The following is a 25967-nucleotide window of genomic DNA, read 5'->3' as shown; positions in this document are numbered from 1 at the left end:
CCGGCGCGGACCGGCTGTCACAGCCGCACCCGCCCGGCTCGGTGGAACACATTATTATTACCCAGGGGCGGGCGCGGGTGGGATTAGCCGAGGCGCCGGTTGAACTGTACCCCGGCGACTATATTTGTTACCCGGCCGATCAGTTGCATATTTTCAAAGCGCTGGAACCGGATACGCTGGCAGTACTGGTATCCGAGCAACAATAGCCCGACAGAAGACTACAGCCGGGCAGCGTCAGCACTGGCTGGCAGGGTGTCACTACCCTGCCCCAGCGGACGCTGAAGGATCACCGTATCGACCCAGCGGCCATGCTTCAGCCCTACGGAGTAAAGCGTGCCGGAAACGGTAAAACCCAGTGAGCGATGCAGAGCCAGCGAGCCGTGATTTTCACTGTTGCCGACATTGGCGATCATCTGGCGATAACCTTGTTGCCCGGCCCAGCTTAGCGCGCGCTGTAATAACGCCTTACCGACGCCACGTCCCTGAAACTGCGGGTCAATATACACCGAATCCTCCAGCGTAAACCGGTAAGCATAGCGGGTGCGGTAAAAGGACAGATAGCAATAGCCCATTACCTGATTATCGACTTCGGCTACCAGCCACAGCAGCCCCTCTGCTCTGACTTTCGCCAGTCGGGCAGACATTTCTTCACAGGATGGCGGTTCGGTCTCAAAGCTGGCAATACCATTGTTGACATGATGGGCGTAGATCGACTGAATGGCAGGGATATGACTTTCATTTGCCTCGATAATATTCACGCTGCGATTTCCCGCGGATTTGACCAGCGCTCAGCTTAGCGTATTTACACCGCAGCGCGGCATAGCAAAAACTTATCTGTTGCCAGATTGCCAGTACTTACAGCACCTTGTGCGCTGGTCGTCAGCTTCACTCTGCGTCTACAATGGGATAACAGATTTATTCAGCGCTCTTATCCAGATGTCATCAGGGTAAGTGAACAACATTCGGGAGTTTTAGCATGACTATTGAATACGCAACGATTGCAGGCGGCTGTTTCTGGTGTACTGAGGCGGTATTTAAAGATGTGATCGGCGTGGAATCCGTGGAAAGCGGTTATATCGGTGGCGAGACCGCCAATCCAACTTATGAAGAAGTCTGCACCGGCACCACTGGCCATGCGGAAGGGATTCGCATTGGTTTTGACCCGGAAAAACTTCACTACGGTGATCTGCTGGATATCAGCTTTGCTACGCACGATCCGACTCAGTTGAATCGTCAGGGTAACGATATCGGTACCCAGTATCGCTCGGCGATTTTTCCCGCTGATGAAGCACAACGTCAGGAAGCCGAAGCGGCGATTCAGCGTGCTCAGCAGGATCATCAACAGCCGGTGGTGACCACCATTGAAAGCGGTGAATGGTATCCGGCCGAGAACTATCATCAGGATTACTGGAGTGGCCGTGGACAACAAAACGGTTACTGCATGGCGGTGATTCCACCAAAATTGCAGAAGCTGCGTAAAAGCTATGCCAACCGGGTTAAATCCCTGAATCGATGATGATTATGCCCCGCCGTGGCGGGGCGGTTTCCTTTTGCTGACGGATGGCTGGTTACGCCTTAACCGAATATAACAAAAGGGAAAAATTCTTCTTGACCGTTACCCCGCGACTCCCTATAGTAGCGCCCCGTTACCCCTTACGGGATAACGTAAAAATATGGTGAGGTGTCCGAGTGGCTGAAGGAGCACGCCTGGAAAGTGTGTATACGGCAACGTATCGAGGGTTCGAATCCCTCCCTCACCGCCATATTCTGAAAAAGAGTCTGAACGAAAGTTCAGACTTTTTTTTGCCTGAAAAACATCCCCGATACTGTAGACGCGGCGTTCTCGCCGCCCGTGCCAGGCATTTCCAGCAGAACCGCTTAAGCCAATAAAAAAGCCCGGACTTACGCCCGGGCTTTCGCGGCTACAGACTAACTCACTCAACTATAAGCATGCAGGGTGCGCTGACACAGCGGCGAACGCACGCAATCATCTTTACCAAAACGCACAATGCCAACCATCTCATCTTCTTCGAAGCGCGCTAACGCATCGCTAAGTCCTGATTGCACATGAGACGGCAAATCACACTGGGTGATATCACCGTTGACGATAACCGTCACGTTTTCCCCAAGGCGGGTCAGAAACATCTTCATCTGGGCGGCGGTGACGTTTTGCGCCTCATCAAGAATCACCACGGCGTTTTCAAAGGTGCGTCCACGCATATAAGCAAAGGGCGCGATTTCGACCTTGCCGATTTCAGGTCGCAGGCAATATTGCATAAAGGAAGAACCAAGACGTTTAACCAGAACGTCATACACCGGCCGGAAATACGGCGCGAATTTCTCTGAGATATCACCCGGCAAAAAGCCCAGGTCTTCATCCGCTTGCAGTACCGGACGCGTAACAATAATCCTTTCTACATCTTTGTGTATCAGGGCCTCAGCTGCTTTCGCAGCACTGATCCAGGTTTTACCGCAACCCGCTTCGCCGGTCGCGAAGATCAGTTGTTTCTTTTCTATGGCATGGAGATAGTGTGCCTGAGCTTCATTTCTGGCTTCAATCGGCGAGTGATCGCGCGAATCGCGCGCCATGCCAATTGAGTCCAGCCCACCCATCTGCACCAGCGAGGTGACCGATTCTTCTTCACGCTGACGATGACTGCGTGAATCGCTACGAAGCACACGTTTTGCTTCACGACGAGCTTTGATCACTGCTTTCTGTCTTCCCATAGTGGCACCTTACAGTTGGTTTCATTTCCCGCATCTCATAACGCAGAGAGGCGATTACGTGAACGCTTTAGAGGTTTTGGCTTCCTTTTAAGCCTTGAATAGCCGTTGAAAAAAGTGCGTACAGAGGCCAGAGCGTATAACGCACCGGAAAACCAATAGAGTTGAGATGAAGCCGTTGGAAAGAGACAAAAGAAGAGAATATCGTTGAGAGAGAAACACCCTCGCGAGGAAAAGCGCTTAAACAGCCATTGAGATTTGAGTATCCAAAAACTACTTTTTCCATTCGCGATCTCCATGGTGAAACTTAAAACACATCTGACTACCGCTGTGATTAAAGTGCAACAGAACCTCAGTGGATTGCAACAATTATTTTACTTCGCCCGCAGCAAAAGTAAGCTTATTACAATAACGTCAATAAGCCGAATATATTTTTTAGTTAATAAACAATGAATTATAATTTAATTCTGCCAGCAAAACGGCTGACTTGAGAGGTAAAAATAGTCAGTCGCCTGAAACAGGTGATTAAAGAATAGCCTCCGGAATCCACCACGCCAGAGGCCCGTTATTAGCCTCAGGCTTCGAGTAGCATCTGTGCCAGATAATATTTTTCATCCACCACGCCAGGCAGCGCGAAGAAATAGCCGCCACCGATCGGTTTGATATACTCTTCCAGCGCTTCGCCGTTTAAACGCTGCTGCACCGCCAGAAAGCCTTTTTCTAAATCATGCTGATAACAGACAAACAGTAAGCCCATTTCCAGCTGACCAGAATGAGAAACGCCCAGCGAATAGCTGTAGCCACGGCGCAGCATCAGGCTGCTTTGCGTCGCGGCGCTGCGTGGGTTAGCCAGGCGAATATGCGCATCCAGCGGAATCACCTCGCCATCAGGATCGTTACTGTAATCCGGCACATCATGCTCGTGCTGCATGCCCAGCGGCGCACCACTGTGCTTTTCGCGGCCAAAAATGGTCTGCTGCTCACTGAGCGGCGTGCGATCCCAGAATTCGACGCGGAACTGGATAATCCGCACCGCCTGATAGCTGCCACCCAATGCCCAGGCCGGTTCGCCCTGCCCGGCGTCGACCCATAAGATGTCGTCCATTAACGCTTTATCAGCCGTATCAGGATTAGCGGTGCCATCTTTAAAGCCCAGCAGATTAATCGGCGTTTCTTTACCGAGGCTGCGCGCCGCATGACTGGAGATAAATCCTTCACGACGCCAGCGCACGCTAAGCAGATCCGGCGAATGCTTAATAATATCGCGCAGCGCGTGGATCACCGTATCGTTAGTGTTGGCGCAGATCTGCAACAGCAGATCGCCATGACAGAGGCTGGCATCCAGCGCATCGTTAGGGAAACGCGTCATGGTTTGCAGTTTTAGCGGTTTTTGCGACTGCAAACCAAAGCGCTCATCAAACAGCGAGCTGCCCAGCGAAACGGTGATGGTGAGATTATCGGGATAGATAGTCTCGCCAAGGATGCCGGAGTCCATCGGCGGCAGTTGCGGATTGGTCACCCGTGGCGCTTTCCCCCCTTTGGTTAAAAAGGCGATCCGCTGAGTCAGCAGAGTAAACAGACGTACCAGATCGTTTTTATCACCGGCGAGGATATCAAAGGCCACCAGCATCATTGCTGCTTGCTGCGGCGTGACGATACCCGCCTGATGCGGGCCATAGAAAGGCTGCTCTTCCATCCGCGCATTGGCTGGCAATGCGCCGGGTGAAAAAGCTTTCTCTTCTTTTGCCGCAGCGGCGGCCATCGGGCAACCACCGCCGATAGCCAGGGCACCACTCAGGATGCCCATCCCCTTCAGTAAACGCCGACGCGACGGCAGTGCCGCATCATCCTGTTTTGCCATAGCCGCTTAATCCAGACCTAAAGTACCACGCAGCAGAGAGAGATCCTCGGCCAGTGCCGTAATCGGACCTTTCAGCGCATTACGATCGGCAGTGGTTAATTTATCGTAAGGCTGATAACCCTGCTCAGTGCGATATTTATCGAGAATGCCGTCCACTTTTTTGAAGTTAGCATCGATCTTCGCCAGCAGTTCCGGGTTAGCTTTATCCAGCAACGGACGCAGCAGGTCGACAATTTTCTGCGCGCCATCAACGTTAGCGCGGAAGTCCCACAGATCGGTGCGGCTGTAACGATCCTCCTCACCGGAGATCTTACTGGCGGCCACTTCTTCAATCAGACCGGCAGCGCCACCCACCACTTTGCCTGGCGGAAATGCCAGCTCGCTGATGCGGGTTTGCAGATCCAGCGTGTCTTTATACAACCGGTCAGCATACTCATCCATGCCTTTGGTGGCGTTATCGCCAAACAGCGCTTTCTCCAGGCGGTGGAAACCGGTGAACGCAGGATCCTCGGCTTTTTTCTCGTAATCATCCTCACGCGCATCAATGCTGCCGTCGAGATCGGAGAACAGTTCTGCAATCGGTTCAATCCGCTCGTAGTGCTGGCGCGTCGGTGCAAACAGCGCTTTCGCTTTCTCGATATCACCGGCTTTCACGGCATCGGTAAAGGCTTTAGTACCAATAACCAGCTGATCGACCTCTTTAGTAACATACACCTTATACTCGGCAATCGGGCCAACCAGCTGCAAGACATCAGGTTTACCGTCGTTCACCTTCTCTCCACTGGCTTTCACAATCAGTTTGCCTTTCGGATTGCTCAACAGGCCACAGGTCATATCATATTCACCCGCCTCCAGGTTGGCGGTCATTTTCTGGGTAAAGCCGGGCGCAATGTTTTCACGCTCTTCCACCACCATTACCCCTTTCAGGATCTCCCACTCCAGCCCTTTCTGGCTGTCATTTTTGATGATGAACTGGGTTTTACCGGCATTGACCGTTAACGTCATCGGGTCGCACTGCTTGTCGTTAACGCTAATTTTTACCTGTGGAACCTCAGCAGCCTGTACCGCCGTGGATGCAGCAGAAATCGCCAGCAGCGCGAGGTACAGCGCCTTACGGCGAAAACGAGTAGTCATACAATTTCCCTTTAAAGGTCATTTAAGTGCGCGCCAGCAGACGCGCAGTCACCCGGCTTAGCGCGAGATTTTCGCCGCTGAAGCCGCAGGACGTGCTGGCAAAAAGAACAGCAGCAGCGCCGGAATCAGATAGATAAAGTACACCGCCACTTCGCTGACGGTCGGCGACTCCTGATAACCCAGAATACCTTCGAGTAAGGTACCAAACAGTGTATGGGTAGAAAGCGAGTTGCTGAGATCAAAGGCGACAGCCTGGAAGTGATTCCACAGCCCCGCCTCATGGAAGGCGCGAATGGCCCCGGCAGCCAGCCCTGCGGCAACAAACAGAATAAACAGGCTGCTCCATTTGAAAAATTTCGCCAGATTCAGGCGCACGCCGCCCCAGTAAAGCAGCATACCCAGCACCACTGCGGTGGCGAGACCCAGCACTGCCCCGATCGGTGGTGCGATACCGACGTCCTGCTGGAAGGCCGCCAGCAGGAAAAATACCGATTCCAGCCCTTCACGGGCGACAGCAAGAAACACCATCAGCACCAGCGGCCAGCCGCTGTTACTGCCTTTCCGCAACGCATGATCGACGGCGTCTTCCAGTTGCGCTTTGACATTGCGCGACACTTTGCGCATCCAGAACACCATCCAGGTCAGGATGCAGACCGCCACCACTGCCACTATTCCTTCAAACAGCTCCTGCTGTTTCTGCGGGAATTCACCAGTGGTTTTATTGATAAATACCCCGACGGCCACGCAGAGCACGACGGCGAAAAATACCCCGGCCCACATGGCACCAAACCATTTGCCACGCCGGGTGCGTTTAAGATAGCTGGCAATCAGGCTGACTATCAGCGCCGCCTCCAATCCTTCACGCAGCATAATAAGAAAAGGAACGAACATGCCTGCCACCTTGAATGTGAAACGCGGTCAACGAGAGTAAAGAAGCGTAAATCGGAAACGATATCGATTATCATTATCGCCGGATAAAATACAAGAGGCGGCACGGGAATTTTTACTGATTTGCCGGGGCACAAAGCAAAAAAAAGCCCCACAGCGTGGAGCTTTTAGACCGGCGACGAGAACGCCGCCGCTACGGGAAAGAATTAATCCGCGTTATATTCCGCTTCGGCTGCGGCAAAGCGCTGCTGCGCGGCTTTCGACGGCGCACGGCCCATCAGGCTGACCAGCACAATGGCGATGCTGGCAAAGACAAAGCCAGGAATGATTTCGTACAGCCCCAGCCAGGCGTAATGTTTCCAGATCAACACCGTGGCAGCACCGATAATCATCCCGGCCAGCGCGCCGTTACGCGTGGTGCGCGACCAGCATACCGCGAACAGCACGACCGGACCAAAGGCCGCACCAAAGCCCGCCCAGGCATAACTGACCAGCCCCAGCACCCGGTTGTTCGGATCGGCAGCCAGCGCAATGGCGATCACCGCCACCAGCAGCACCATCATGCGGCCGACCCACACTAGCTCACGCTGGCTGGCATTTTTACGCAGGAAGTTTTTGTACAGGTCTTCGGTCAGCGCACTGGAGCACACCAGCAGCTGACAGCTCAGCGTTGACATCACCGCCGCCAGAATCGCCGACAGCAGAATTCCGGCAATCCACGGGTTAAACAGAATGCGCGCCAGCTCGATAAAGATGCGCTCGGCGTTGTCCGACACCCCTGCGGCCTGCGCCGGGTTATTCTGGAAGTAGGCAATACCGAAGAAGCCAACGGCGACTGCACCGGCAAGGCACAGGATCATCCACGCCATACCGATACGGCGCGCGGTGCGAATCGAACGATGAGAGTCCGCCGCCATAAAACGCGCCAGAATATGCGGCTGACCAAAGTAGCCGAGACCCCAGCCAAGCAGCGACACGACCGCCACAAAGTTCAGCCCCTTCAGCATATCCAGATTCTCAAGGCTCTTCGCCTCAATCACCTGCAACGAATCGCTGAAGCCACCCACCGCGATGATCACCATAATCGGCGTCAGCAGCAGTGCGAAGATCATCAGGCTGGCCTGAACGGTATCGGTCCAGCTGACCGCCAGGAAGCCACCGATAAAGGTATAGGCAATGGTCGCAGCCGCGCCAGCCCACAGCGCAGTTTCGTAGCTCATACCGAAGGTGCTTTCAAACAGTCGCGCACCGGCAACGATTCCGGAAGCACAGTAGATGGTGAAGAACACCAGGATAATAACCGCCGAAATAACCCGCAGCAGTTTGCTGTTATCTTCAAAACGACTGGAGAAAAAGTCCGGCAGCGTCAGCGCATTATCGTGATGCTCAGTCTGCACGCGCAGCCTGCCTGCCACAATTTTCCAGTTAAGCCAGGCACCAATGGTCAGACCGATAGCAATCCAGCTCTCGGAGATACCGGAGATAAAAATGGCACCGGGCAACCCCATCAGTAACCAGCCGCTCATATCCGAGGCACCGGCCGACAGCGCCGTCACCACACTACCGAGACTGCGGCCGCCCAGAATATAGTCATCAAAGTTTTTCGTTGACCGATAAGCGATAAAGCCGATCAACACCATGCCAAGTATATAAACGATAAAGGTCACCATCATCGGTGTACTTACAGTCATCCAGTTTCTCCATTTATTATCGGTTTTTGCAGAGCCATGTTGCTTATCCTGTGCACCGCCGGAACGTGGCGGCGTTACAGCTGTTAACCCCGAGGCGCGGTATCCTGCCGGAAACGTTTTCCGCGCACAATGGATTTAACACATCCATTACCCCCAGTTCACCTGTAAACGCTGGTTAAAAGTTGATAGGTTGCACCCGATCACAAAACTGATGGTTGCACCGGATAACAACCGCGATGAAACCATGGATTTACCGGGCTTAACGAACTGGCGAGGATATTGCAGCAATAAACATGCCGCTTTGGCAGAGTTAACAATAATGTGATTTTTCACAATGCCAGCTGGGTCACAATTAACACGGTTGCACTTAGTTGCAACATAAGTGATATTGCAGCTAATTAGCGTTGTTATTTATTTGAGGAGTGTTCAGGGCATGGCAACAACCACCATGGGTGTGAAGCTTGATGAAGCCACACGCGACCGGATTAAACTGGCCGCACAGAAAATTGACCGCACGCCGCACTGGCTGATTAAACAGGCCATTTTCAATTATTTAGCTCATCTTGAAAGCGATGATGCCCTGCCTGAGATCGATACCGACAGCCAGGCTAACGACGGTGAGCCGCTGCCGGTTGAGGAGACGCATCAGCCGTTCCTCGACTTCGCTGAACAAATTTTGCCGCAGTCGGTAACCCGTGCGGCAATTACTTCTGCATGGCGTCGCCCGGAGACTGAAGCGGTGCCGATGATGCTGGAACAGGCTCGTCTGCCCGCCGCGCTGGCGGAGAAAACCCATCAGTTGGCTTACTCGCTGGCCGATAAGCTGCGGCACCAAAAAGGGGCAAGTGGGCGCGCTGGTATGGTGCAAAGCCTGCTCCAGGAGTTCTCACTCTCTTCGCAGGAAGGGGTGGCGCTGATGTGCCTCGCCGAAGCCCTGCTGCGCATTCCCGATAAACCGACGCGTGACGCGTTAATCCGCGACAAAATCAGTAACGGAAACTGGCAGTCACATCTCGGCCGCAGCCCGTCGCTGTTTGTTAATGCCACCACCTGGGGACTGCTGTTTACCGGGCGACTGGTGTCGACGCACAACGAGGCCAGCCTGTCGCGCTCGCTTAACCGTATCATTGGTAAAAGTGGTGAGCCGTTAATCCGTAAAGGCGTGGATATGGCGATGCGCCTGATGGGCGAACAGTTTGTTACCGGCGAAACCATCGCCGAAGCGCTGGCCAACGCGCGTAAACTGGAAGAAAAAGGTTTCCGCTACTCCTACGATATGCTGGGTGAAGCCGCACTGACCGCCGAGGATGCCAAAGCCTACCTGCTCTCATATCAGCAGGCAATTCACGCTATTGGTAAAGCGTCAAATGGCCGTGGCATATATGAAGGCCCGGGTATTTCGATCAAACTCTCCGCGCTGCATCCACGCTACAGCCGGGCGCAGTATGAGCGGGTGATGGAAGAGCTTTATCCGATTCTGAAATCGCTGACCTTACTGGCACGCAGCTACGATATTGGCATTAATATCGATGCCGAAGAGGCCGACCGGCTGGAACTGTCGTTAGATCTGCTGGAGAAACTGTGCTTCGAGCCAGAACTCGAAGGCTGGAACGGCATCGGCTTTGTGATTCAGGCCTATCTGAAACGTTGCCCGTTTGTGATTGACTCGCTGATCGATCTGGCCCAGCGCAGCCGCCGCCGCCTGATGATCCGTCTGGTCAAAGGCGCTTACTGGGACAGCGAAATCAAACGCGCCCAAATGGACGGGCTGGAAGGCTATCCGGTGTATACCCGCAAAGTGTATACCGACGTCTCCTACCTCGCCTGCGCACGTAAACTGCTGGCGGTGCCAAATCTGATCTATCCGCAGTTTGCCACCCATAATGCGCAAACCCTGGCAGCAATTTATCAACTGGCAGGCAATAATTATTATCCGGGTCAGTATGAGTTCCAGTGCCTGCATGGTATGGGCGAGCCGTTGTATGAGCAGGTGGTGGGCAAAGTGGCCGATGGCAAACTGAACCGCCCTTGTCGAATCTATGCGCCGGTCGGTACCCACGAGACGCTGCTGGCTTATCTGGTACGCCGCCTGCTGGAAAACGGTGCCAACACTTCATTTGTTAACCGTATCGCCGATAAAACCTTGCAGATTGACGATCTGGTGGCTGACCCGGTGGTGGCCGTCGAGAAACTGGCCGCAGCGGAAGGCGCGATTGGCTTGCCGCATCCAAAAATCCCGTTACCGCGCGAACTGTACGGCAGCAAACGGCAGAACTCCGCCGGACTGGATCTGGCTAACGAACATCGTCTGGCGTCACTCTCCAGCGCCCTGCTTAACAGCGCATCACAATCCTGGCTGGCACAGCCAATGATTGACGGCCAGATGGCGGCCGGTGAAACCCAGCCGGTCATCAACCCGGCAGAACCGACCGATGTGGTCGGCGAAGTGCGTGAAGCCAGCGAACAGGAAGTCTCCAGCGCGCTGGATGCCGCGGTTAACGCCGGGCCAATCTGGTTTGCCACGCCGCCGCAGGAGCGCGCCGCGATCCTCGAGCGTGCCGCCATTCTGATGGAAGGTCAGATGCAGCATCTGATTGGTATTCTGGTGCGTGAAGCCGGTAAGACTTTCAGCAATGCCATCGCAGAAGTGCGTGAAGCGGTCGATTTCCTGCACTATTATGCCGGTCAGGTACGCGATGATTTCGACAATGAAACCCATCGCCCGCTGGGGCCGGTGGTGTGTATCAGCCCGTGGAACTTCCCGCTGGCGATCTTTACCGGGCAAATCGCCGCTGCGCTGGCCGCAGGTAACAGCGTGCTGGCGAAACCGGCAGAGCAGACGCCGCTGATCGCCGCGCAGGCGATTCAGATCCTGCTGGATGCTGGCGTACCGCTGGGTGCCATTCAGCTGCTGCCAGGCCGGGGCGAAACCGTCGGCGCGCAGCTGACGGGCGATGAGCGCGTGCGTGGCGTGATGTTTACCGGCTCCACCGCCGTGGCAACTCTGCTGCAACGCAATATTGCGGGGCGTCTCGATCCGCAGGGCCGCCCGACGCCACTGGTCGCCGAAACCGGCGGTATGAACGCGATGATCGTTGACTCCTCAGCGCTGTCCGAACAGGTAGTGGTGGATATTGTCGCATCCGCATTTGACAGCGCCGGTCAGCGCTGCTCGGCACTGCGGCTGCTGTGTATTCAGGAAGATGTCGCTGAACATACGCTGAAAATGCTGCGCGGGGCGATGGCAGAATGCCGTATGGGTAATCCGGAACGCCTTTCCACCGATATCGGCCCGGTTATCGATCGCGAAGCAAAAGAGAATATCGACCGACATATTCAGGCGATGCGCAGTAAAGGCCTGAAAGTATATCAGGCGGCGCAACAAAACCGTCAGGACAGTAAAGAGTGGGCGCAAGGCACTTTCGTAATGCCAACGCTGATTGAGCTGAATGCGGTAGAAGACCTCGATAAAGAGATTTTCGGTCCGGTACTGCATGTGGTGCGCTTTAGCCGCAACACACTGCCGTCGCTGATTGAGCAGATTAATGCCTCCGGTTATGGCCTGACGCTGGGGGTTCATACCCGCATCGATGAGACCATTAACCAGGTGACGCAAAATGCCAACGTCGGCAACCTCTACGTCAACCGTAATATGGTCGGCGCAGTGGTTGGCGTGCAGCCATTTGGCGGTGAAGGCCTGTCCGGCACCGGGCCAAAAGCCGGTGGACCGCTCTATCTGTACCGCCTGTTGTCGCATCGTCCGGATGACGCGCTCCGGATTACCCTCGATCGTCAGGACAGCGAGCGTCCGGTGGATGCCGCGCTGCGTCCGGCATTGCAGCAGGCGCATCAGGCACTGACGGCATGGGTAAGCCAGCAACAACCAGCACTGACGGCGGTTTGCCAGCGCTTTGGCGAGCTGGCGCAGGCTGGTACGCTGCGCCTGCTACCTGGTCCGACCGGCGAACGCAACAGCTTTGCTCTGTTGCCACGTGAACGCGTGCTGTGCCTGGCAGACAACGACAGCGACCGTCTGGTGCAGCTGGCCGCCGTCACCAGCGTCGGCAGCCGCGCGCTGTGGCCGCAACAGCCAGAGTATCGTGAGCTGTTCGGTCGCTTGCCTGCGGCGGTGCAAAGTCACATCGACTTTGCAGCAGATGTGCTGGCGAATACAGAACACTTCGAGGCGGTGATTTATCACGGTGATGCCGACCAGTTGCGCGAGCTGTGCGCCAGCGTCGCCAGCCGCGAAGGTGCCATTGTCTCAGTGCAGGGCTTCGCCCGCGGTGAAACTAATCTGTTGCTGGAACGTCTGTTGATTGAGCGCTCGCTGAGCGTCAATACCGCAGCAGCAGGTGGCAACGCCAGCCTGATGACCATCGGCTAACGCCCCCCAGCAGGCCGTCAGCAAACACTGCTGGCGGCCTGGCTATTCACACAATGCGACGTATTGTCGCTGGCGGCCCCGGCCGATCAACCTGCCTCTCGCTACGCCTGCGCTTTAAGCTTGCCGCGGCCTCCTTATCAGCCAGATAAGACTCCTTTTTAATATCCAACGGATCGTAGACCGGTCCATAATCCACCAGCATCTGCTGCCCTTCCTTCACCGCTTTGATGGTGACATACACCAGTATTAAGCCGCCGATATACATTAATGCGATATTATTTCCCGCAGCACCGCCAATACCCTGTTCATTTAGCGGCGGTTGCTGAAGCAACTGATTGGTATTAATCAGCGCCAGACGGTTGGTGTGTCGAAAACCGGAGATGACGGCAGCATGCCCGCTTTCATCAGCAGGCAGTGTCCAGCTGTAGCCAAGGCTGCGCTCGCAACCAATTGCACGGTACTCCTGTGCAACCTGCTCTTCAGAATCCAGCAATACGCCAGCATAGGCACCCAAAATCGTCAGCACCGGAATAGTGCTTTTAGCATAAATGCCCAGTCCCCATGGAGCGGGCTCATCAGTTTCCGGCTGCACGGCGGAAGGGGTAAATAATTGCAGCGGGCGGCTCAGGTATTTATCGAAGGTTTTGCCTTGCTGGCTGCCGTCACTGTTAATCAGCTGGTTGGCAAAGCGGTTAGCTCTCGCCATAAACTGTGCTCTTACCTGCTTTCCCCGTTTTTTCAGATAGGCTTCCAGATCAACCGACAGATCAATTTTTCGATTGGTGGACTGGATGCGTTCTGAGGTCAGGCTCCGTTCGGGGTTATTCGGGTCAATCAGCAGCGGCGCGGCGTCATTCATTTTCAGGATCAGCCGATGCTGCTGCGGTTCCCAGCTACTTTCTGCCAGTGAGCCGTTCGCAGGTTCCTGTTTGATGGTAATAATTGGCGGTTCTGCCGACGGATTGCTCTGATTATTGCCGTTAAACCATGTCCTGACGCTTTGCCGCATGGTCTCCACTTCCGCGCTTCGTGAAAGCGCTAAGCCAAGTTCCGTCAGGCCATTGATATCGGCATATTTCTCCCACACCGTGGGGCTGATCCCCTGAGCAATGGCAAATTGTTTCGGGTCCATCGCTTGTCGTTGCGTGCTGGAAACATTTTTCCAGTCGAGCAGTGCGCTCAATGTGCCGTAATGTTTTTGATAAAATTTCTCGCCAAAGGGCGACAGGCCGAATTTGCTGCTGCCTTTGCGAAACATCGACCAGCTGACGCCGACACACTTGGCGAAATTTTTGGTGCCGATGATCCTGCGATCTTCCGCCCCCAGTTCCAGCCAGCAGTGTAAGGCTAAGGTATTACGCAGCGGACTGACGATTTTATCCGGAATGTTTTTTGACGACTCCAGTTCTGTCAGCGCTTTTCCGCGTGTTTTCAGTCCTGATTTAATGGTAGCAAACGTACTGAAATTCCTAAAATCTATCCCCCGCGAGCGCGCGAAGTTTCTGATGGTGTATTGCTTTCTCTCCGCAATGGTCAGCTTCTGCCACTGTGTTAACGCCTGCTGTAATGAACAGCGCTCCACCGGCTGATTTTTTTGTCGGTAATTCTCAATATATTTTTCCCCCTTCTCATTCAGCCCTTCGCCATCAACATAATGATGAGAGCTGGTCACGCCTCGGGCGAGGAAAAAATCTTCTATCGTCTCGTCAGTTGGATAAATTACCGCCAACTGTTGCCACTCCTCCAGCGCGTCGATCAGTGCTGATTTCGCTGAAAAGGCGGCAGTTGAATAATCGGCGAATGCGCCGGATAAGGCTACCGGCTGTGGAGACAGTGGGCTATTACTCGTCTGAGTGACCGTGCTCAGCACAGGCGTTGTCTGGTCGTGCGAAGAGGGCGTAGTGTTTATGGCTGCCGCACGCAATAACGCGCCATCACCATCTATGCTGCTAACCGGCATCGTTTCATCCTTGTCGACTCGATTCCCTTTTTCCTGTCGGGCAGCGTGCCAGATACACGGATCTTTTAATATTATAATTCGCTTACAATCGCCGCCGAGGGCTTCCCTGCCCGACGGTGATGAATCGGTTAATTATTGAGGAATTTTTCAAGAAACTGACGGGTACGCGCCTGCTGCGGATTAGAGAAAAGCGCTTTGGCCGGGCCTTGTTCAACAATCCTGCCCTGATCCATAAATATCGCGCGGTCGGCGACATCCCGGGCGAAGCTCATCTCATGGGTGACAATCACCATGGTGCGCTTCTCTTCGGCCAGTGCCCGAATGGTATTCAGCACTTCCCCAACCAGTTCCGGATCCAGCGCGGAGGTCGGCTCATCAAACAGAATCACCTCCGGGCGCATCGCCAGCGCACGCGCAATCGCCACGCGCTGCTGTTGCCCGCCGGACAGACGGCGCGGATAGCTCTCCTCTTTACCGTGCAGACCCACTTTCTCCAGCAGCTGACGTGCGCGGGCAATCGCTTCCGCTTTCGGCTCGCCCTTCACGATCACCGGGCCTTCGATTATGTTCTCCAGTACCGAGCGATGCGGAAACAGGTTAAAGCTTTGAAACACAAAGCCGACCTGCTGACGCAAACGGCGCACCTGCTGCTGTTGCTTGCTGAGCGACAAATTCGCATCAATTAAAATATCGCCAACTTTGATGGTGCCGCTATCCGGCTCTTCCAGCAAGTTGATGCTGCGCAGTAAGGTGGTTTTCCCCGAGCCGCTTGGCCCGATAATCGCCACCACTTCACCGGAACTGACTTCCAGATTGATGCCGTGCAACACCGTCTGACCATTAAACTGCTTCACCAGTTTGCTGACTTCGATGGCGCTCATTTCGACTCCCGATCCTGACGATTAACGTGATTTTCCAGCTTGTTCTGCAATACCGATAACAGGGTTGCCATCACCCAGTAAATCAGTGATGCCGCCAGGTACATGGTAAACACTTCCAGCGTACGCGAAGTAATTAACTGCGCCTGACGGAACAATTCCGGCACCTGAATGGTGGCCGCCAGTGAAGTGTCTTTCACCAGACTGATAAAACTGTTACCCAGCGGCGGTAACGCGGTGCGCGCTGCCTGCGGCAGAATCACCCGGCGCAGGGTTTGCCAGCGCGTCATACCGATACTGGCCGCCGCTTCCCATTGACCACGTTCGATGGAAGAGATAGCGCCGCGTAATGACTCAGAGGCATAAGCCGCGGTATTCAGCGACAGGCCAATCATTGCCGAAGGAATGGGGTCCAGCTCAATGCCAAACTGCGGCAGGCCGTAGTAGATCATAAACAGCTGGGCGATCAGCGGCGTACCGCGAAAGATCGACACGTAGAACCGCGACAGCCATGAGATCGGCCAGAAGCGGGACAGGCGCATCAGCGCCAGCATAAAACCGAGCAGCAGACCAAAAAACATGCCGCCGATACTCAGTTGCAGAGTAAAAACGGCACCTTTCAATAAAAATGGTGCTGAATCCAGCACCAGTTGAATACTTTCTTGCATTATTGAGTAACGTCCGCGCCAAACCATTTATCAGACAGTTTAGTGAGCGTACCGTCTTTTTGCATTGCAGCGATGGCGGAATCAATGGCTTTCACCAGATCTTCGTTACCTTTACGGATAGCCACGCCAGACTCCTGACGCGAGAAGGCCGGGCCAGCCACCGCCAGCGTATCACCGGTTTTCTTCACCAGATCCAGTGCCGCCAGGCGGTCGACCAGAATCGCATCGATACGGCCTACGCGCAGATCCTGATATTTGGTTGGATCATCATCATAGGTGCGCACATCAGCCTCTTTCACGTTTTCACGCAGCCACTGTTCGTAGTTAGAACCGAGGCCGACACCGACTTTTTTACCGTTCAGATCTTCCGGTTTGGTGATGCTGCCGGCGTTATCTTTTTTGGTCAGCGCCTGAATACCGGAAATCGTGTAAGGCGTGGAGAAGTCATATTTCTTTTTGCGCTCATCAGACAGCGTAACCTGGTTGATCACCACATCAATGCGTTTAGAGTCTAATGACGCCAGCATACCATCCCATTTGGTCGGTTTCAGATCGGCTTTCAGGCCGAGGTGCTGTGCCAGCGCAGTGGCGAAGTCGACTTCAAAGCCGGCCAGCTTGCCGTTTTCATCCTGGAAACTGAACGGTGGATAGGTGCCTTCCAGCCCGACGCGCAGTGAACCGCGCTCTTTGACTTTATTCAGCAGATTTTCCGCCGCGAAGGTGTTGGCGCTAAAGCCAGCCACCAGCGCAACCGCCATCACACCCATCACCAGCTGGCGACGTACCAGAGAGAAATTCATATCGACCTCGTTATTGTGAGTTTATGCCATGCCAGGATTGAATACCGCCAGCCATAACGCTGGCGGCATCGAGTCAGAGCGGCGTTTACGCCGCCGTTTCCAAAAATTTCCAGCAATAATATCGCCCGGATTATAGACGTTTTTACGGCAGTGACTTAGACCGAAGGATGATAAGCAAATAACGCCGGTGCACCACCGGTGTGCACAAAGACAATCGGCCCTTCACGGCGGAAACGCTGCTGCGCAATACCATCAATCAGTCCCGCCATCGCTTTGCCGGTATATACCGGATCAAGCATAATGCCTTCCAGCCGCGCCAGCAGTTTTACCGCTTCCATGCCCTCTTCATTCGGCACGCCGTACTGGGGGGCAAAATAGTCATCCCACAAGGTAATACTGGCCGAGGCGCTCAGCTCCAGCGACTGCGCCACCGCCTGTTGCAGGCTTTGCACTTTCGGCAGTTGATCGGCAACGTTTCGCGATACCGTCACGCCGACCAGCTCGGTGTCCGGCAGCAACTGCTCCAGCCCGACCGCCAGCCCGGCATGGGTGCCGGCACTGCCCGAAGCGACCACCACCGCGGCAATATCCGTTACCCCTTCAATCTGGTGAGCAATCTCCTGCGCGCACTCGACGTAACCCAGCGCACCCAGCGCATTCGAGCCCCCGACCGGCACCACATACGGACGAAAACCTTGTGCTTCCAGTCGCGTGGCCTGCTGTTCCAGCTGGCTGTCCGGCGCATCTAAAGCATCAACCATGACGATTTCGCTGTCCATCAATGACAGCAACAGGCGATTCCCATTGGTCAGGTAGTTTTCCGCCTGCGTCGCAATCGGGTTTTCCAGCAGCGCCACACACTTCAGCCCCAATTTTGCGGCAACAGCGGCGGTCTGGCGCACATGGTTAGACTGGATGGCACCGGCAGTGACCAGCACATCGGCCCCCTGGCGCAGCGCATCAGCGGCGAGAAATTCGAGTTTTCTCAGCTTGTTACCACCCAGTGCGACCGGCGTGACATCGTCACGTTTAATAAAAATATCGCGGCCAAGGTAGTCGGAAAGACGTGGCAGGTGTTCCAGCGGCGTCGGTGCGCCAATAAATTCCAGGCGGGGGAACTGCATAAGATGATGTAAGGACAATGTCGCCTCCAGCGAAAGCGTTTTCAATTATCCCTGTAGTTTTACAGAAGATGACCGAATGGTCATCTTCGATTTAATATGTCGGCTAATTACGTTGCCAGCCAAGGAACTGGTCGTACTTGCGCAGCGCAATACGATAGTTGTTTTGCCCGGCATCCGGCAGGTCTTGTTCCAGGCAAGCATGCCAGCTATTTCCGCGCAGCCTGTCCGCCGGGAAATTGCGTGCTGACAGCATATCGTCGAGGCGACGCAGGCGCACCACATACTCACGAATGGTGCTGTGACTCATCTCAGTTTGCTCAAACAGATACTGTTTAAACGCCATGATATCGAAGTAATTGGGCTGGCTGTTGCAGTAAATATCACTGCAAAAACGGCACAGCGCCGTCAGTTCACTTTGCAGCTTTTGCCACACCTGATCGTCGATCAGCTGATCCATCCGCACGATGGCTTCTTTATTAATGATCTGACCGCGAAACACCAGCGCCATGCGATCCAGCACTTTATCGCAGTGTGAGCAGTTGCTCTGGCTGTGTTTGTAGTCTTTCAGATATCGGCTTAATGGCCTTGTTTTTGTTTTGGATACCATGTGAGATTCCCCGGTTAATATTTTGAAAGCGAGAACTGACTCTGTCAGCGCGCTGCCGTTAACCGGGTGCGCAAGCGTTTTATCGCCTGACTGTGCAGTTGGCTGACGCGGGATTCCCCGACCTCCAGCACCGCGCCAATCTCTTTCAGATTCAGCTCTTCCTGGTAATACAGTGTCAGCACCATCTTTTCGCGTTCGGGCAACCCCTCAATCGCTTCGATGACCCGATCACGTAGATTCCCTTCCATCAACTGGTGCAGCGGGTTGGCTTCTTCATGCCCTTCTGTCACCAGCTCCGCGCTATCGCCGTGCTCTTCGCGAAACTCGTCGTAGGAAAAAAGCTGGCTATTGTTGGTATCCAGCAGTATCTGTCGATACTCTTCCATCGAGACATTCAGCTGCCCGGCAACCTCCTGTTCGGTGGCTGCCCTGCCCAGTGACTGCTCCACCTGATGCATTGCCCCGGCCACTTCGCGTGCGTTACGCCGAACGCTGCGCGGTGCCCAGTCGCGGCTGCGCAGTTCATCCAGCATCGCACCGCGAATGCGCTGTACCGCATAGGTGGTAAAGGCAGTGCCCTGTAGCGCATCGAAGCGATCCACGGCGTTTAACAGCCCGATTCCTCCGGCTTGCAGCAGATCGTCCAGCTCGACACTGGCGGGCAGCCGCACCTGCAGGCGCAATGCTTCATGGCGCACCAGCGGCACGTATCGCTGCCACAGCGAATGTTTATCCATCACGCCTTCGGCGGTATATAGATCGTTCACTCTGACTACCCTGCGTTATTGAGTTATCGGCATAATTATCCGTTTCTGTAGCAATATCGATTGAGTGAATAGGGATAAAAAAGGCGGGTTATTTCGGGTTTGTCTGATTGAACAAGGAAAGATCGGATTGCTGTAAAAGCCTGCGGCGCGGCGGGTAGTTCAGCCACCGGCATGAAACAAAAAAACCCTGCCGGGGCAGGGTTTTATTTACGGTATTACAGCGCCAGTTAGCCCTGCAGCAGAGACAGCACCTGCTGTGGAACCTGGTTTGCTTTAGCCAGTACCGAGTTGCCTGCCTGTTGCAGAATCTGCGCTTTAGACATATTGGAAACTTCGGTCGCGTAGTCAGAATCCTGAATACGGGACTGGGCAGATGACAGGTTGGTGGTGGTGTTGTTCAGGTTGGTGATGGCAGAATCCAGACGGTTCTGTACCGCACCCAGGCTTGAACGGAATTTGTCGATTTTGCTGATCGCATCATCCAGCGCAGCCAGTGGATCGGAAGTAGACTGCTGGGATTTAGCCGCATCTTCGTTGATCAGGGTTGCAGCACCGGCTTCGGTACGGCCCAGATAAACGGTTTTAGCTACGGTGGTATTGGTCCCTTTACCATCATCAAATTGAGCAGTCACTTGATCGCCAGCGGCGTTAACATCGTACTGCTTGCCGTTGATTTTCAGGGTGCTGCCTTGCTTGGTTGCGCTCTGCAGATCCAGGTCTGACATTTTCGCTGCACGGTTATCGATAGTCTCGGTAGTCGTCAGCTGGCCAGATACGGCATTGGTGTACAGCTTATCGCCACCCAGAACAGCATCAGCGCCCGACGTATCGGTGCTGCCAGTGATGGACATGTTGACATCTTTGCCATCAACGGTGGTTTTAAAGCTTGCGTTACCTTGTGCAGTTGCATCAGTCGTTAAGGTGAGTGACAAACCATTGTAATCGACGGTCTCGCCCGATTTCTTACCTACCAGCGCAGCTGCTAAATCTTCCGCATCAGCAATAGCCGCATCATTAGTCGTCGTCGCGCTATCGGTAAATTTACCGTCTGCCGCACCGATATACTGCGCTTTACCGCCTTTAGACACCGCACCGCTATCAACATCAACGTTAAAGGTATCTGCACCCACTTTATAGTTATCAGTGCCGGTGGCTTTAAACTGAGAAATTAACTCGCTGCCGGTCGCTTTCTGCGCGCCGTTCACGTTAAAGCCATTCAGACCCAGGCTTTTTGAGTCGATTTTCTGCAGGTCGATAGAGATGGTTTCACCATCGTTCGCGCCAACCTGAATTTTCATGGTGTTGTCAGAAGCCAGCACTTTCACGCCGTTGAACTGAGTCTGACCGGATACGCGGTCGATTTCGCCCAGACGGGAAGTGATTTCGTCCTGGATGGAGCTCAGGTCAGAATCAGAGTTGGTGCCGTTAGTTGCCTGTACGGTCAGTTCACGGATACGCTGTAAGTTGTTGTTAATTTCTGACAGTGAACCTTCGGTAGTCTGTGCAACAGAGATACCGTCGTTAGCATTACGCGCAGCCTGAGTCAGACCTTTAATGTTAGAAGTGAAACGGTTGGCAATCGCCTGACCCGCCGCATCGTCTTTTGCGCTGTTGATACGCAGACCGGAAGAGAGACGCTCAATTGAGGTGCTCAGCGCGGACTGTGATTTATTCATGTTGTTCTGGGTCAACAGCGACAGGCTGTTAGTGTTAATAACTTGTGCCATGATAATATCCTTTCATTCAAGTCGGTTAGGTTTGGGCTGTTGCCCTCGGCTTTATCGCCGTCCCACCATGTATCGGCGTCTGTCACCTAACCTTTAGAAAAATTTCACTCTTTGGCGCAATTTTTTTCTGCCGCTCGCCTCCTTCCTTATTCGCATATTAATGGCTGGAAATGCCCTTCTCTGCTGTCGCTGTTCACTTTATTGACTGGTGAAAAAAAATTGTAAACTTCGCTGATGTTATGCCGATAAACCCGGTACTTTCACCCCCAAATAAAATAAGGACTGTTATGGCTTCCATCTCTTCATTGGGTATTGGATCCGGGCTGCCGCTGGATACGCTGTTAACCAGCCTGACGACTGCTGAGAAAGGGCGTCTGACGCCAATTTCCACGCAACAATCTGCTTATACCGCCAGGCTAAGCGCTTACGGTACATTGAAAAGCGCGCTGACCAGCTTCCAGACCGCAAACACGGCGATTAATACCAACGCGATTTTCCAGAGCACCACCGCCACCAGCAGCGCGGCCGACGCCTTTACCGCCACCACTGAGTCTGGGGCGGCAACCGGCAAATATTCCGTTGCGGTCACCCAGCTGGCGCAGGCGCAGTCGTTGCTGTCAGGAAAAGTCGACAGCACGACCAGTAACCTGGGCACCAGCGGCGCAGGCACCCGCACGCTGACCATTACCCAACCGGGACAAGAGAAGCCGCTGGAAATTAAGCTGACCGATGCGCAGAGCACCCTCACCGGCATACGTGACGCGATTAATAATGCTGACAGCAGCGTTAACGCCAGCATTATTAAAGTGGATGACAGTAACTATCAGTTAGTGGTGACCTCCGCCGAAACCGGCGAAAACAACGCAATGACCCTTAGCGTCAGCGGCGATGAGAAGTTGCAAAGCTTTATTGGCTATGATGCTACTTCCGACACTAACGGCATGACAGAAACGGTTAACGCGCAAAATGCCCTGCTGTCGGTGAACGGTGTCGATATTGAGCGCGACAGCAATACCATCACCGATGCGCCTCAGGGTGTCACCTTAACCCTGCTGAATAAAACCACTGATACTCAGACGCTGACCATCGCGAAAGACACCTCAAAAGCCAGCACCGCGATTAAAGCCTGGGTCGATGCCTACAACGCCTTGCAGGACAGTTTCAGCAGTCTGACGGCTTACACTGCCGTTGATGCGGGTACCGATGAGCAGGACAGCAGCAATGGCGCGCTGCTCGGTGACAGCACCCTGCGCACCATTCAGACTCAGCTTAAAAGCCATCTGACTAACGGTTCCAGCTCTTCGACTTACAAAACCCTGTCACAGATTGGCATTACCTCGAATCCGACCACCGGCAAGCTGGAGCTGGATAGCGATAAACTCTCGACGGCGCTGTCAAATGATTCCAAAGGCGTCATGGCGATGATCAATGGTGACGGCAAAACCACCGGCATCAGCACCACAATTAATAACTCGATTACCAGCTACCTCGCTACCGACGGCATTCTGACCAGCGCCACCAACGGCGTAAACAGTACGCTGAAGTCGTTGACCACGCAGTACAACAAAACCAACGACAGCATCAATGACGCCATCGCCCGTTACAAAGAGCAGTTCACCCAACTGGACGTGCTGATGACCAAACTGAACAGTACCAGCAGCTACTTAACTTCACAGTTCAGTACTTCAACCAGTTCTTCCAGCAGCTCGTCATAAGAGAGGACATGATGTATAGCGCAAACGGCACTCAGGCCTATGCCAAAATCGGTCTGGAAAGCTCAGTAATGAGCGCCAGTTCCGACCAGTTAATGACCCTGTTATTCGATGGCGCGCTCAGTGCGCTGGTGCGCGCCCGCCTGTTTTTGCAGGATGGCAACCCGGCCGGTAAAGGGCAATCCTTGTCGAAAGCGATCAATATTATTGATAACGGCCTGAAAATGGGGCTGGATGACAGCAATGGCGACGAGCTGGCCGATAATTTATCCGCCCTCTACAGCTATATGACGCGTCGCCTGTTGCAGGCCAATCTGCATAATGATGTTGCGGCGATTGAAGAAGTCGAAGCCTTACTGCGCAATATAGCCGATGCCTGGAAAGAGGTATCCGCTTCTACCGCTCTGGTTCAGGACGCTATCTGATGGATATGGCACCGCACTTATTTACGATTTACCAACAATTATTATCTCTCAGCCAGTCAATGTTACGTTTGGCGAGCCAGGGAAATTGGGAAGCGCTAATTGATATGGAAGTCAATTATATCAGTGCGGTCGAAAAGTTAAGCCAGATAACCCGGCAGCAACCGATCCCACCACATACTCAGGATCAGCTGCGCCCGGTGCTACGTCATCTGCTGGATAACGAAGCAGAAATCAAAAAACTGTTACAGGCGCGCATGGAAGAACTGAGTTCACTGATTGGCCACTCTAACCGGCAAAAATCGATGAACTCCGCCTACGGCAAACTGGCTGGCACGGTATTATATCCGGCAGAATAATTGCCATTATCCGGCATCCATCACCCATGATTTCCCCGCATAACCTCAGGCGGGCCAACAGTAAAAAATAAATCTGTTACGGCCCGCGCTTTTCCTCGCGCTTACTCCATACTTCATTTTTAGCTGGTTATAAATGGAGCTTACGATGCATAACCCCACGCTGTTGCAGTTCTTTCACTGGTATTACCCCGACGGGGGAAAATTGTGGCCTGAAGCAGCTGAGCGCGCGGCATGGCTGGCAGAAATCGGTATTACTGCTGTCTGGCTACCGCCCGCTTATAAAGGGGATTCCGGCGGTTATTCGGTCGGCTACGATACCTACGACCTGTTCGACTTAGGCGAATTTGATACCAAAGGCAGCCGCGCGACGAAATATGGCGATAAAGAGCAGCTGCTGGCGGCGGTAGCGGCGCTGAAATCGCACAATATCGGCGTACTGCTGGATGTGGTGCTCAATCATAAAATGGGTGCCGATGAGAAAGAGGCGGTGCAGGTTAACCGGGTCAATCCCGATAATCGCGAAGAGATCGACGAAGAAGTGATCGATGCCGAAGCCTGGACACGCTTTACCTTCCCGGTGCGGGCGGGGAAATATTCGCAGTTTGTCTGGGATTACAAATGCTTTAGCGGCGTCGACCATATTGAAAACCCGGATGAAAACGGCGTGTTTAAAATCGTCAATGACTATACCGGCGAGGGCTGGAACGAGCAGGTCGATGATGAACTGGGCAATTTCGACTATCTGATGGGCGCCAATATCGATTTCCGCAATCACGCGGTGACCGAAGAGCTGAAATACTGGGCGCGCTGGGTGATGAATGAGGTGCCGTGCACCGGTTTCCGACTCGATGCGGTAAAACATATCCCTGCCTGGTTCTATAAAGAGTGGATCGACCATATTCAGGAAGTCGCCGAACAGCCGATGTTTATCGTCGCGGAATACTGGTCACATGAAGTGGATAAGCTGCAACAGTATATCGATCAGGTCGATGGCAAAACCATGCTGTTTGACGCCCCGCTGCATATGAATTTCCATCACGCCTCGCAACAGGGTGCTGACTACGATCTCAGCCAGATCTTTAACGATACGCTGGTTGCCACCGATGCGTTCCATGCGGTCACTATTGTCGCCAACCATGATACGCAGCCGCTCCAGTCGCTGGAAGCGCCGGTTGAGCCGTGGTTTAAACCGCTGGCCTATGCGCTGATTTTGCTGCGTGAGCAAGGCGTACCGACCATCTTCTACCCGGATCTGTTTGGTGCCAGCTATGAGGATCAAGGCGGCGACGGTGAACAGTATAAAATTGAGATGCCCGCGATTCCCGAACTGGAGGCATTAATCCGTGCCCGCCAGCAGTATGCTCACGGCGTGCAGACCGACTATTTCGATCATGCCAACTGCATTGCCTTCAGCCGCAGCGGCACCGAAGAACAGCCGGGTTGCGTGGTGATTATGTCGAACGGTGAACAGGGTGAGAAAACCGTGGCGCTGGGGGAGAACTTTGCCCATTCGCAGTGGCGGGATTATCTCGGCCATCGTGAAGAAACGATCAGCTGTGATGAACAAGGTAACGGTCAGTTTTACTGTAATGCGGGTAGCCTGAGCGTCTGGGTCGCTCAGTAACAGAGATTCAGCCCGGAGCGCCATACTCCGGGCTGTGAACCGGCAACAAAACTAGTTTGCCGTCTGCTTTACTTTCATCAGCGCTGGCTCAATCGTTTGTAGCGAGTTGGCAGTCGGGTCATTTGACAGCGCATCCAGTGCCTGCTGACACTCTGCCGTCGGATGCTCCATTTTGCGCAGCTCCAGTCCATCATAGTGCAGGGTCGTCCCTGCCAGCTCCAGTGGCATCACTCGCAGCTGTTTATTGACATTCACGTACTCATCGCCAAGCACCGTCAGCTTGCCCGGTTTAGCAATCACCCGTTGCCACTGACGACAGTCCAACGTATCGCCTTCAGCAGTGATTAACAGGCTGGCCACCGCTTGCTCGTTAATCAGCCCGCTTTGCGGCCCGACGCTCTGCCAGCTACCTTGCAACGTGGCCGGTGCAGGGGTTTTTACCGCCTGATCGTAATTGCTAATCTGCGTACAGCCGCTTAGCGCCACCGCACAAAATACAATCCACTTCTTCATTTAATGTCCCTGTCCTCGATGCGTACGCGGGTAAGTTATAATTTTTCAGGTAAATACCGCAAGAAACATTCAACAAATTTGCCCGACAGCGGCATCGGGGAGGCATCGGCGGTGCATCAAG

Annotated in this window: 22 protein-coding genes, 1 tRNA gene and 1 pseudogene; 8 read left to right on the top strand and 16 right to left on the bottom strand. The window is 54.0% G+C overall.

Translation table 11 applies throughout. The annotated features are described in order from the left end of the window. Positions 1–206, top strand: a pseudogene (locus NG42_RS23570) (cupin domain-containing protein); the annotation flags it as partial. 12 nt (positions 207–218) lie between these two features. Here NG42_RS23570 and NG42_RS15300 read toward each other — a convergent pair. Further along, entirely contained in the window at positions 219–758 is a 540-nt protein-coding gene (locus tag NG42_RS15300) for a GNAT family N-acetyltransferase (protein WP_052900472.1), read from the bottom strand. Positions 759–976: 218 nt separating this feature from the next. On the opposite strand from NG42_RS15300, the gene msrA reads away from it, so the two are divergent. Then, on the top strand, positions 977–1516 hold the full coding sequence (msrA, locus tag NG42_RS15295; RefSeq protein WP_052900471.1) for a peptide-methionine (S)-S-oxide reductase MsrA: 540 nt from the start codon (positions 977–979) through the stop codon (positions 1514–1516). A 159-nt stretch (positions 1517–1675) separates the two neighbouring features. Further along, positions 1676–1763 (top strand) — tRNA-Ser (locus NG42_RS15290). 175 nt (positions 1764–1938) lie between these two features. Here the strand turns inward: NG42_RS15290 and phoH are convergent. The 6 genes from phoH to putP form a co-directional block, all read right to left on the bottom strand. Beyond that, positions 1939–2727, bottom strand: a complete 789-nt coding sequence (gene phoH, locus NG42_RS15285) for a phosphate starvation-inducible protein PhoH (RefSeq protein ID WP_052900470.1) — start codon at positions 2725–2727, stop codon at positions 1939–1941. 67 nt (positions 2728–2794) lie between these two features. Then, positions 2795–3010 (bottom strand): hypothetical protein, encoded by a 216-nt coding sequence (locus NG42_RS22710; protein ID WP_156322186.1) that lies wholly within the window; start codon positions 3008–3010, stop codon positions 2795–2797. 288 nt (positions 3011–3298) lie between these two features. Beyond that, entirely contained in the window at positions 3299–4585 is a 1287-nt protein-coding gene (gene efeB / locus NG42_RS15280) for an iron uptake transporter deferrochelatase/peroxidase subunit (RefSeq protein WP_052900469.1), read from the bottom strand. A 6-nt stretch (positions 4586–4591) separates the two neighbouring features. Next, positions 4592–5719, bottom strand: coding sequence for an iron uptake system protein EfeO (efeO, locus tag NG42_RS15275; protein ID WP_052900467.1), 1128 nt, complete (start codon positions 5717–5719; stop codon positions 4592–4594). 57 nt (positions 5720–5776) lie between these two features. After that, complete coding sequence (gene efeU, locus NG42_RS15270; protein ID WP_052900465.1) at positions 5777–6610, bottom strand: iron uptake transporter permease EfeU; 834 nt, start codon at positions 6608–6610, stop codon at positions 5777–5779. 203 nt (positions 6611–6813) lie between these two features. Beyond that, a complete protein-coding gene (gene putP / locus NG42_RS15265; RefSeq protein ID WP_052900463.1) occupies positions 6814–8298 on the bottom strand; it encodes a sodium/proline symporter PutP in 1485 nt (494 codons plus the stop codon). A gap of 433 nt (positions 8299–8731) precedes the next feature. On the opposite strand from putP, the gene putA reads away from it, so the two are divergent. Next, complete coding sequence (gene putA / locus NG42_RS15260) at positions 8732–12685, top strand: trifunctional transcriptional regulator/proline dehydrogenase/L-glutamate gamma-semialdehyde dehydrogenase (protein ID WP_052900461.1); 3954 nt, start codon at positions 8732–8734, stop codon at positions 12683–12685. 46 nt (positions 12686–12731) lie between these two features. On the opposite strand, the gene NG42_RS15255 is transcribed toward putA, so the two are convergent. From NG42_RS15255 to NG42_RS15220, 8 genes are all read right to left on the bottom strand, one after another. Then, entirely contained in the window at positions 12732–14645 is a 1914-nt protein-coding gene (locus NG42_RS15255; RefSeq protein ID WP_052900459.1) for an SET domain-containing protein, read from the bottom strand. A 128-nt stretch (positions 14646–14773) separates the two neighbouring features. Continuing rightward, on the bottom strand, positions 14774–15526 hold the full coding sequence (gene tcyN / locus NG42_RS15250; protein WP_052900457.1) for an L-cystine ABC transporter ATP-binding protein TcyN: 753 nt from the start codon (positions 15524–15526) through the stop codon (positions 14774–14776). After that, on the bottom strand, positions 15523–16191 hold the full coding sequence (tcyL, locus tag NG42_RS15245; RefSeq protein ID WP_052900455.1) for a cystine ABC transporter permease: 669 nt from the start codon (positions 16189–16191) through the stop codon (positions 15523–15525). The genes tcyN and tcyL overlap by 4 nt, the downstream gene beginning before the upstream one ends. After that, positions 16191–16991, bottom strand: a complete 801-nt coding sequence (tcyJ, locus tag NG42_RS15240; protein WP_052900453.1) for a cystine ABC transporter substrate-binding protein — start codon at positions 16989–16991, stop codon at positions 16191–16193. The genes tcyL and tcyJ overlap by 1 nt, the downstream gene beginning before the upstream one ends. 155 nt (positions 16992–17146) lie before the next feature. Beyond that, on the bottom strand, positions 17147–18133 hold the full coding sequence (locus tag NG42_RS15235; protein ID WP_052900451.1) for a D-cysteine desulfhydrase: 987 nt from the start codon (positions 18131–18133) through the stop codon (positions 17147–17149). A gap of 85 nt (positions 18134–18218) precedes the next feature. Then, positions 18219–18722, bottom strand: coding sequence for a flagella biosynthesis regulatory protein FliZ (gene fliZ, locus NG42_RS15230; RefSeq protein ID WP_052900449.1), 504 nt, complete (start codon positions 18720–18722; stop codon positions 18219–18221). A gap of 44 nt (positions 18723–18766) precedes the next feature. Further along, complete coding sequence (locus NG42_RS15225; protein WP_052900447.1) at positions 18767–19489, bottom strand: RNA polymerase sigma factor FliA; 723 nt, start codon at positions 19487–19489, stop codon at positions 18767–18769. A gap of 227 nt (positions 19490–19716) precedes the next feature. Then, positions 19717–21216: a flagellin N-terminal helical domain-containing protein gene (locus tag NG42_RS15220; protein ID WP_052900445.1), complete on the bottom strand. Its 1500-nt coding sequence runs from the start codon at positions 21214–21216 to the stop codon at positions 19717–19719. A 287-nt stretch (positions 21217–21503) separates the two neighbouring features. On the opposite strand from NG42_RS15220, the gene fliD reads away from it, so the two are divergent. The 4 genes from fliD to amyA all read left to right on the top strand — a co-directional run bounded on the left by fliD (position 21504) and on the right by amyA (position 25333). After that, positions 21504–22931, top strand: a complete 1428-nt coding sequence (gene fliD, locus NG42_RS15215) for a flagellar filament capping protein FliD (RefSeq protein ID WP_052900443.1) — start codon at positions 21504–21506, stop codon at positions 22929–22931. Positions 22932–22942: 11 nt separating this feature from the next. Beyond that, positions 22943–23353, top strand: coding sequence for a flagellar export chaperone FliS (gene fliS, locus NG42_RS15210; RefSeq protein ID WP_052900441.1), 411 nt, complete (start codon positions 22943–22945; stop codon positions 23351–23353). Continuing rightward, positions 23353–23709, top strand: coding sequence for a flagella biosynthesis regulatory protein FliT (gene fliT, locus NG42_RS15205; RefSeq protein WP_052900439.1), 357 nt, complete (start codon positions 23353–23355; stop codon positions 23707–23709). Before fliS ends, fliT begins: the two co-directional genes overlap by 1 nt. 145 nt (positions 23710–23854) lie before the next feature. Continuing rightward, positions 23855–25333 carry an alpha-amylase gene (amyA, locus tag NG42_RS15200; RefSeq protein WP_052900437.1) on the top strand — a complete coding sequence of 493 codons (1479 nt, stop codon included), beginning with the start codon at positions 23855–23857 and terminating at the stop codon, positions 25331–25333. Between the two features lie 51 nt (positions 25334–25384). Here the strand turns inward: amyA and yedD are convergent, their stop codons facing one another. After that, positions 25385–25846 (bottom strand): lipoprotein YedD, encoded by a 462-nt coding sequence (gene yedD, locus NG42_RS15195; protein WP_052900435.1) that lies wholly within the window; start codon positions 25844–25846, stop codon positions 25385–25387. Positions 25847–25967: the final 121 nt, after the last annotated feature.

Source organism: Winslowiella iniecta (assembly GCF_001267535.1).
Taxonomy (GTDB): Bacteria; Pseudomonadota; Gammaproteobacteria; order Enterobacterales; family Enterobacteriaceae; genus Erwinia; species Erwinia iniecta.
The sequence above is the reverse complement of the archived record's forward strand: the minus strand, read 5'-3'. Positions and strand labels throughout refer to the sequence as shown.

Coding starts and splice junctions, on each gene's coding strand:
- msrA (WP_052900471.1), top strand. CDS start 977: ATGACTATTGAATACGCAACGATTGCAGGCGGCTGTTTCTGGTGTACT.
- phoH (WP_052900470.1), bottom strand. CDS start 2,727: ATGGGAAGACAGAAAGCAGTGATCAAAGCTCGTCGTGAAGCAAAACGT.
- NG42_RS22710 (WP_156322186.1), bottom strand. CDS start 3,010: ATGGAAAAAGTAGTTTTTGGATACTCAAATCTCAATGGCTGTTTAAGC.
- efeB (WP_052900469.1), bottom strand. CDS start 4,585: ATGGCAAAACAGGATGATGCGGCACTGCCGTCGCGTCGGCGTTTACTG.
- efeO (WP_052900467.1), bottom strand. CDS start 5,719: ATGACTACTCGTTTTCGCCGTAAGGCGCTGTACCTCGCGCTGCTGGCG.
- efeU (WP_052900465.1), bottom strand. CDS start 6,610: ATGTTCGTTCCTTTTCTTATTATGCTGCGTGAAGGATTGGAGGCGGCG.
- putP (WP_052900463.1), bottom strand. CDS start 8,298: ATGACTGTAAGTACACCGATGATGGTGACCTTTATCGTTTATATACTT.
- putA (WP_052900461.1), top strand. CDS start 8,732: ATGGCAACAACCACCATGGGTGTGAAGCTTGATGAAGCCACACGCGAC.
- NG42_RS15255 (WP_052900459.1), bottom strand. CDS start 14,645: ATGCCGGTTAGCAGCATAGATGGTGATGGCGCGTTATTGCGTGCGGCA.
- tcyN (WP_052900457.1), bottom strand. CDS start 15,526: ATGAGCGCCATCGAAGTCAGCAAACTGGTGAAGCAGTTTAATGGTCAG.
- tcyL (WP_052900455.1), bottom strand. CDS start 16,191: ATGCAAGAAAGTATTCAACTGGTGCTGGATTCAGCACCATTTTTATTG.
- tcyJ (WP_052900453.1), bottom strand. CDS start 16,991: ATGAATTTCTCTCTGGTACGTCGCCAGCTGGTGATGGGTGTGATGGCG.
- fliZ (WP_052900449.1), bottom strand. CDS start 18,722: ATGGTATCCAAAACAAAAACAAGGCCATTAAGCCGATATCTGAAAGAC.
- NG42_RS15220 (WP_052900445.1), bottom strand. CDS start 21,216: ATGGCACAAGTTATTAACACTAACAGCCTGTCGCTGTTGACCCAGAAC.
- fliD (WP_052900443.1), top strand. CDS start 21,504: ATGGCTTCCATCTCTTCATTGGGTATTGGATCCGGGCTGCCGCTGGAT.
- fliS (WP_052900441.1), top strand. CDS start 22,943: ATGTATAGCGCAAACGGCACTCAGGCCTATGCCAAAATCGGTCTGGAA.
- fliT (WP_052900439.1), top strand. CDS start 23,353: ATGGATATGGCACCGCACTTATTTACGATTTACCAACAATTATTATCT.
- amyA (WP_052900437.1), top strand. CDS start 23,855: ATGCATAACCCCACGCTGTTGCAGTTCTTTCACTGGTATTACCCCGAC.
- yedD (WP_052900435.1), bottom strand. CDS start 25,846: ATGAAGAAGTGGATTGTATTTTGTGCGGTGGCGCTAAGCGGCTGTACG.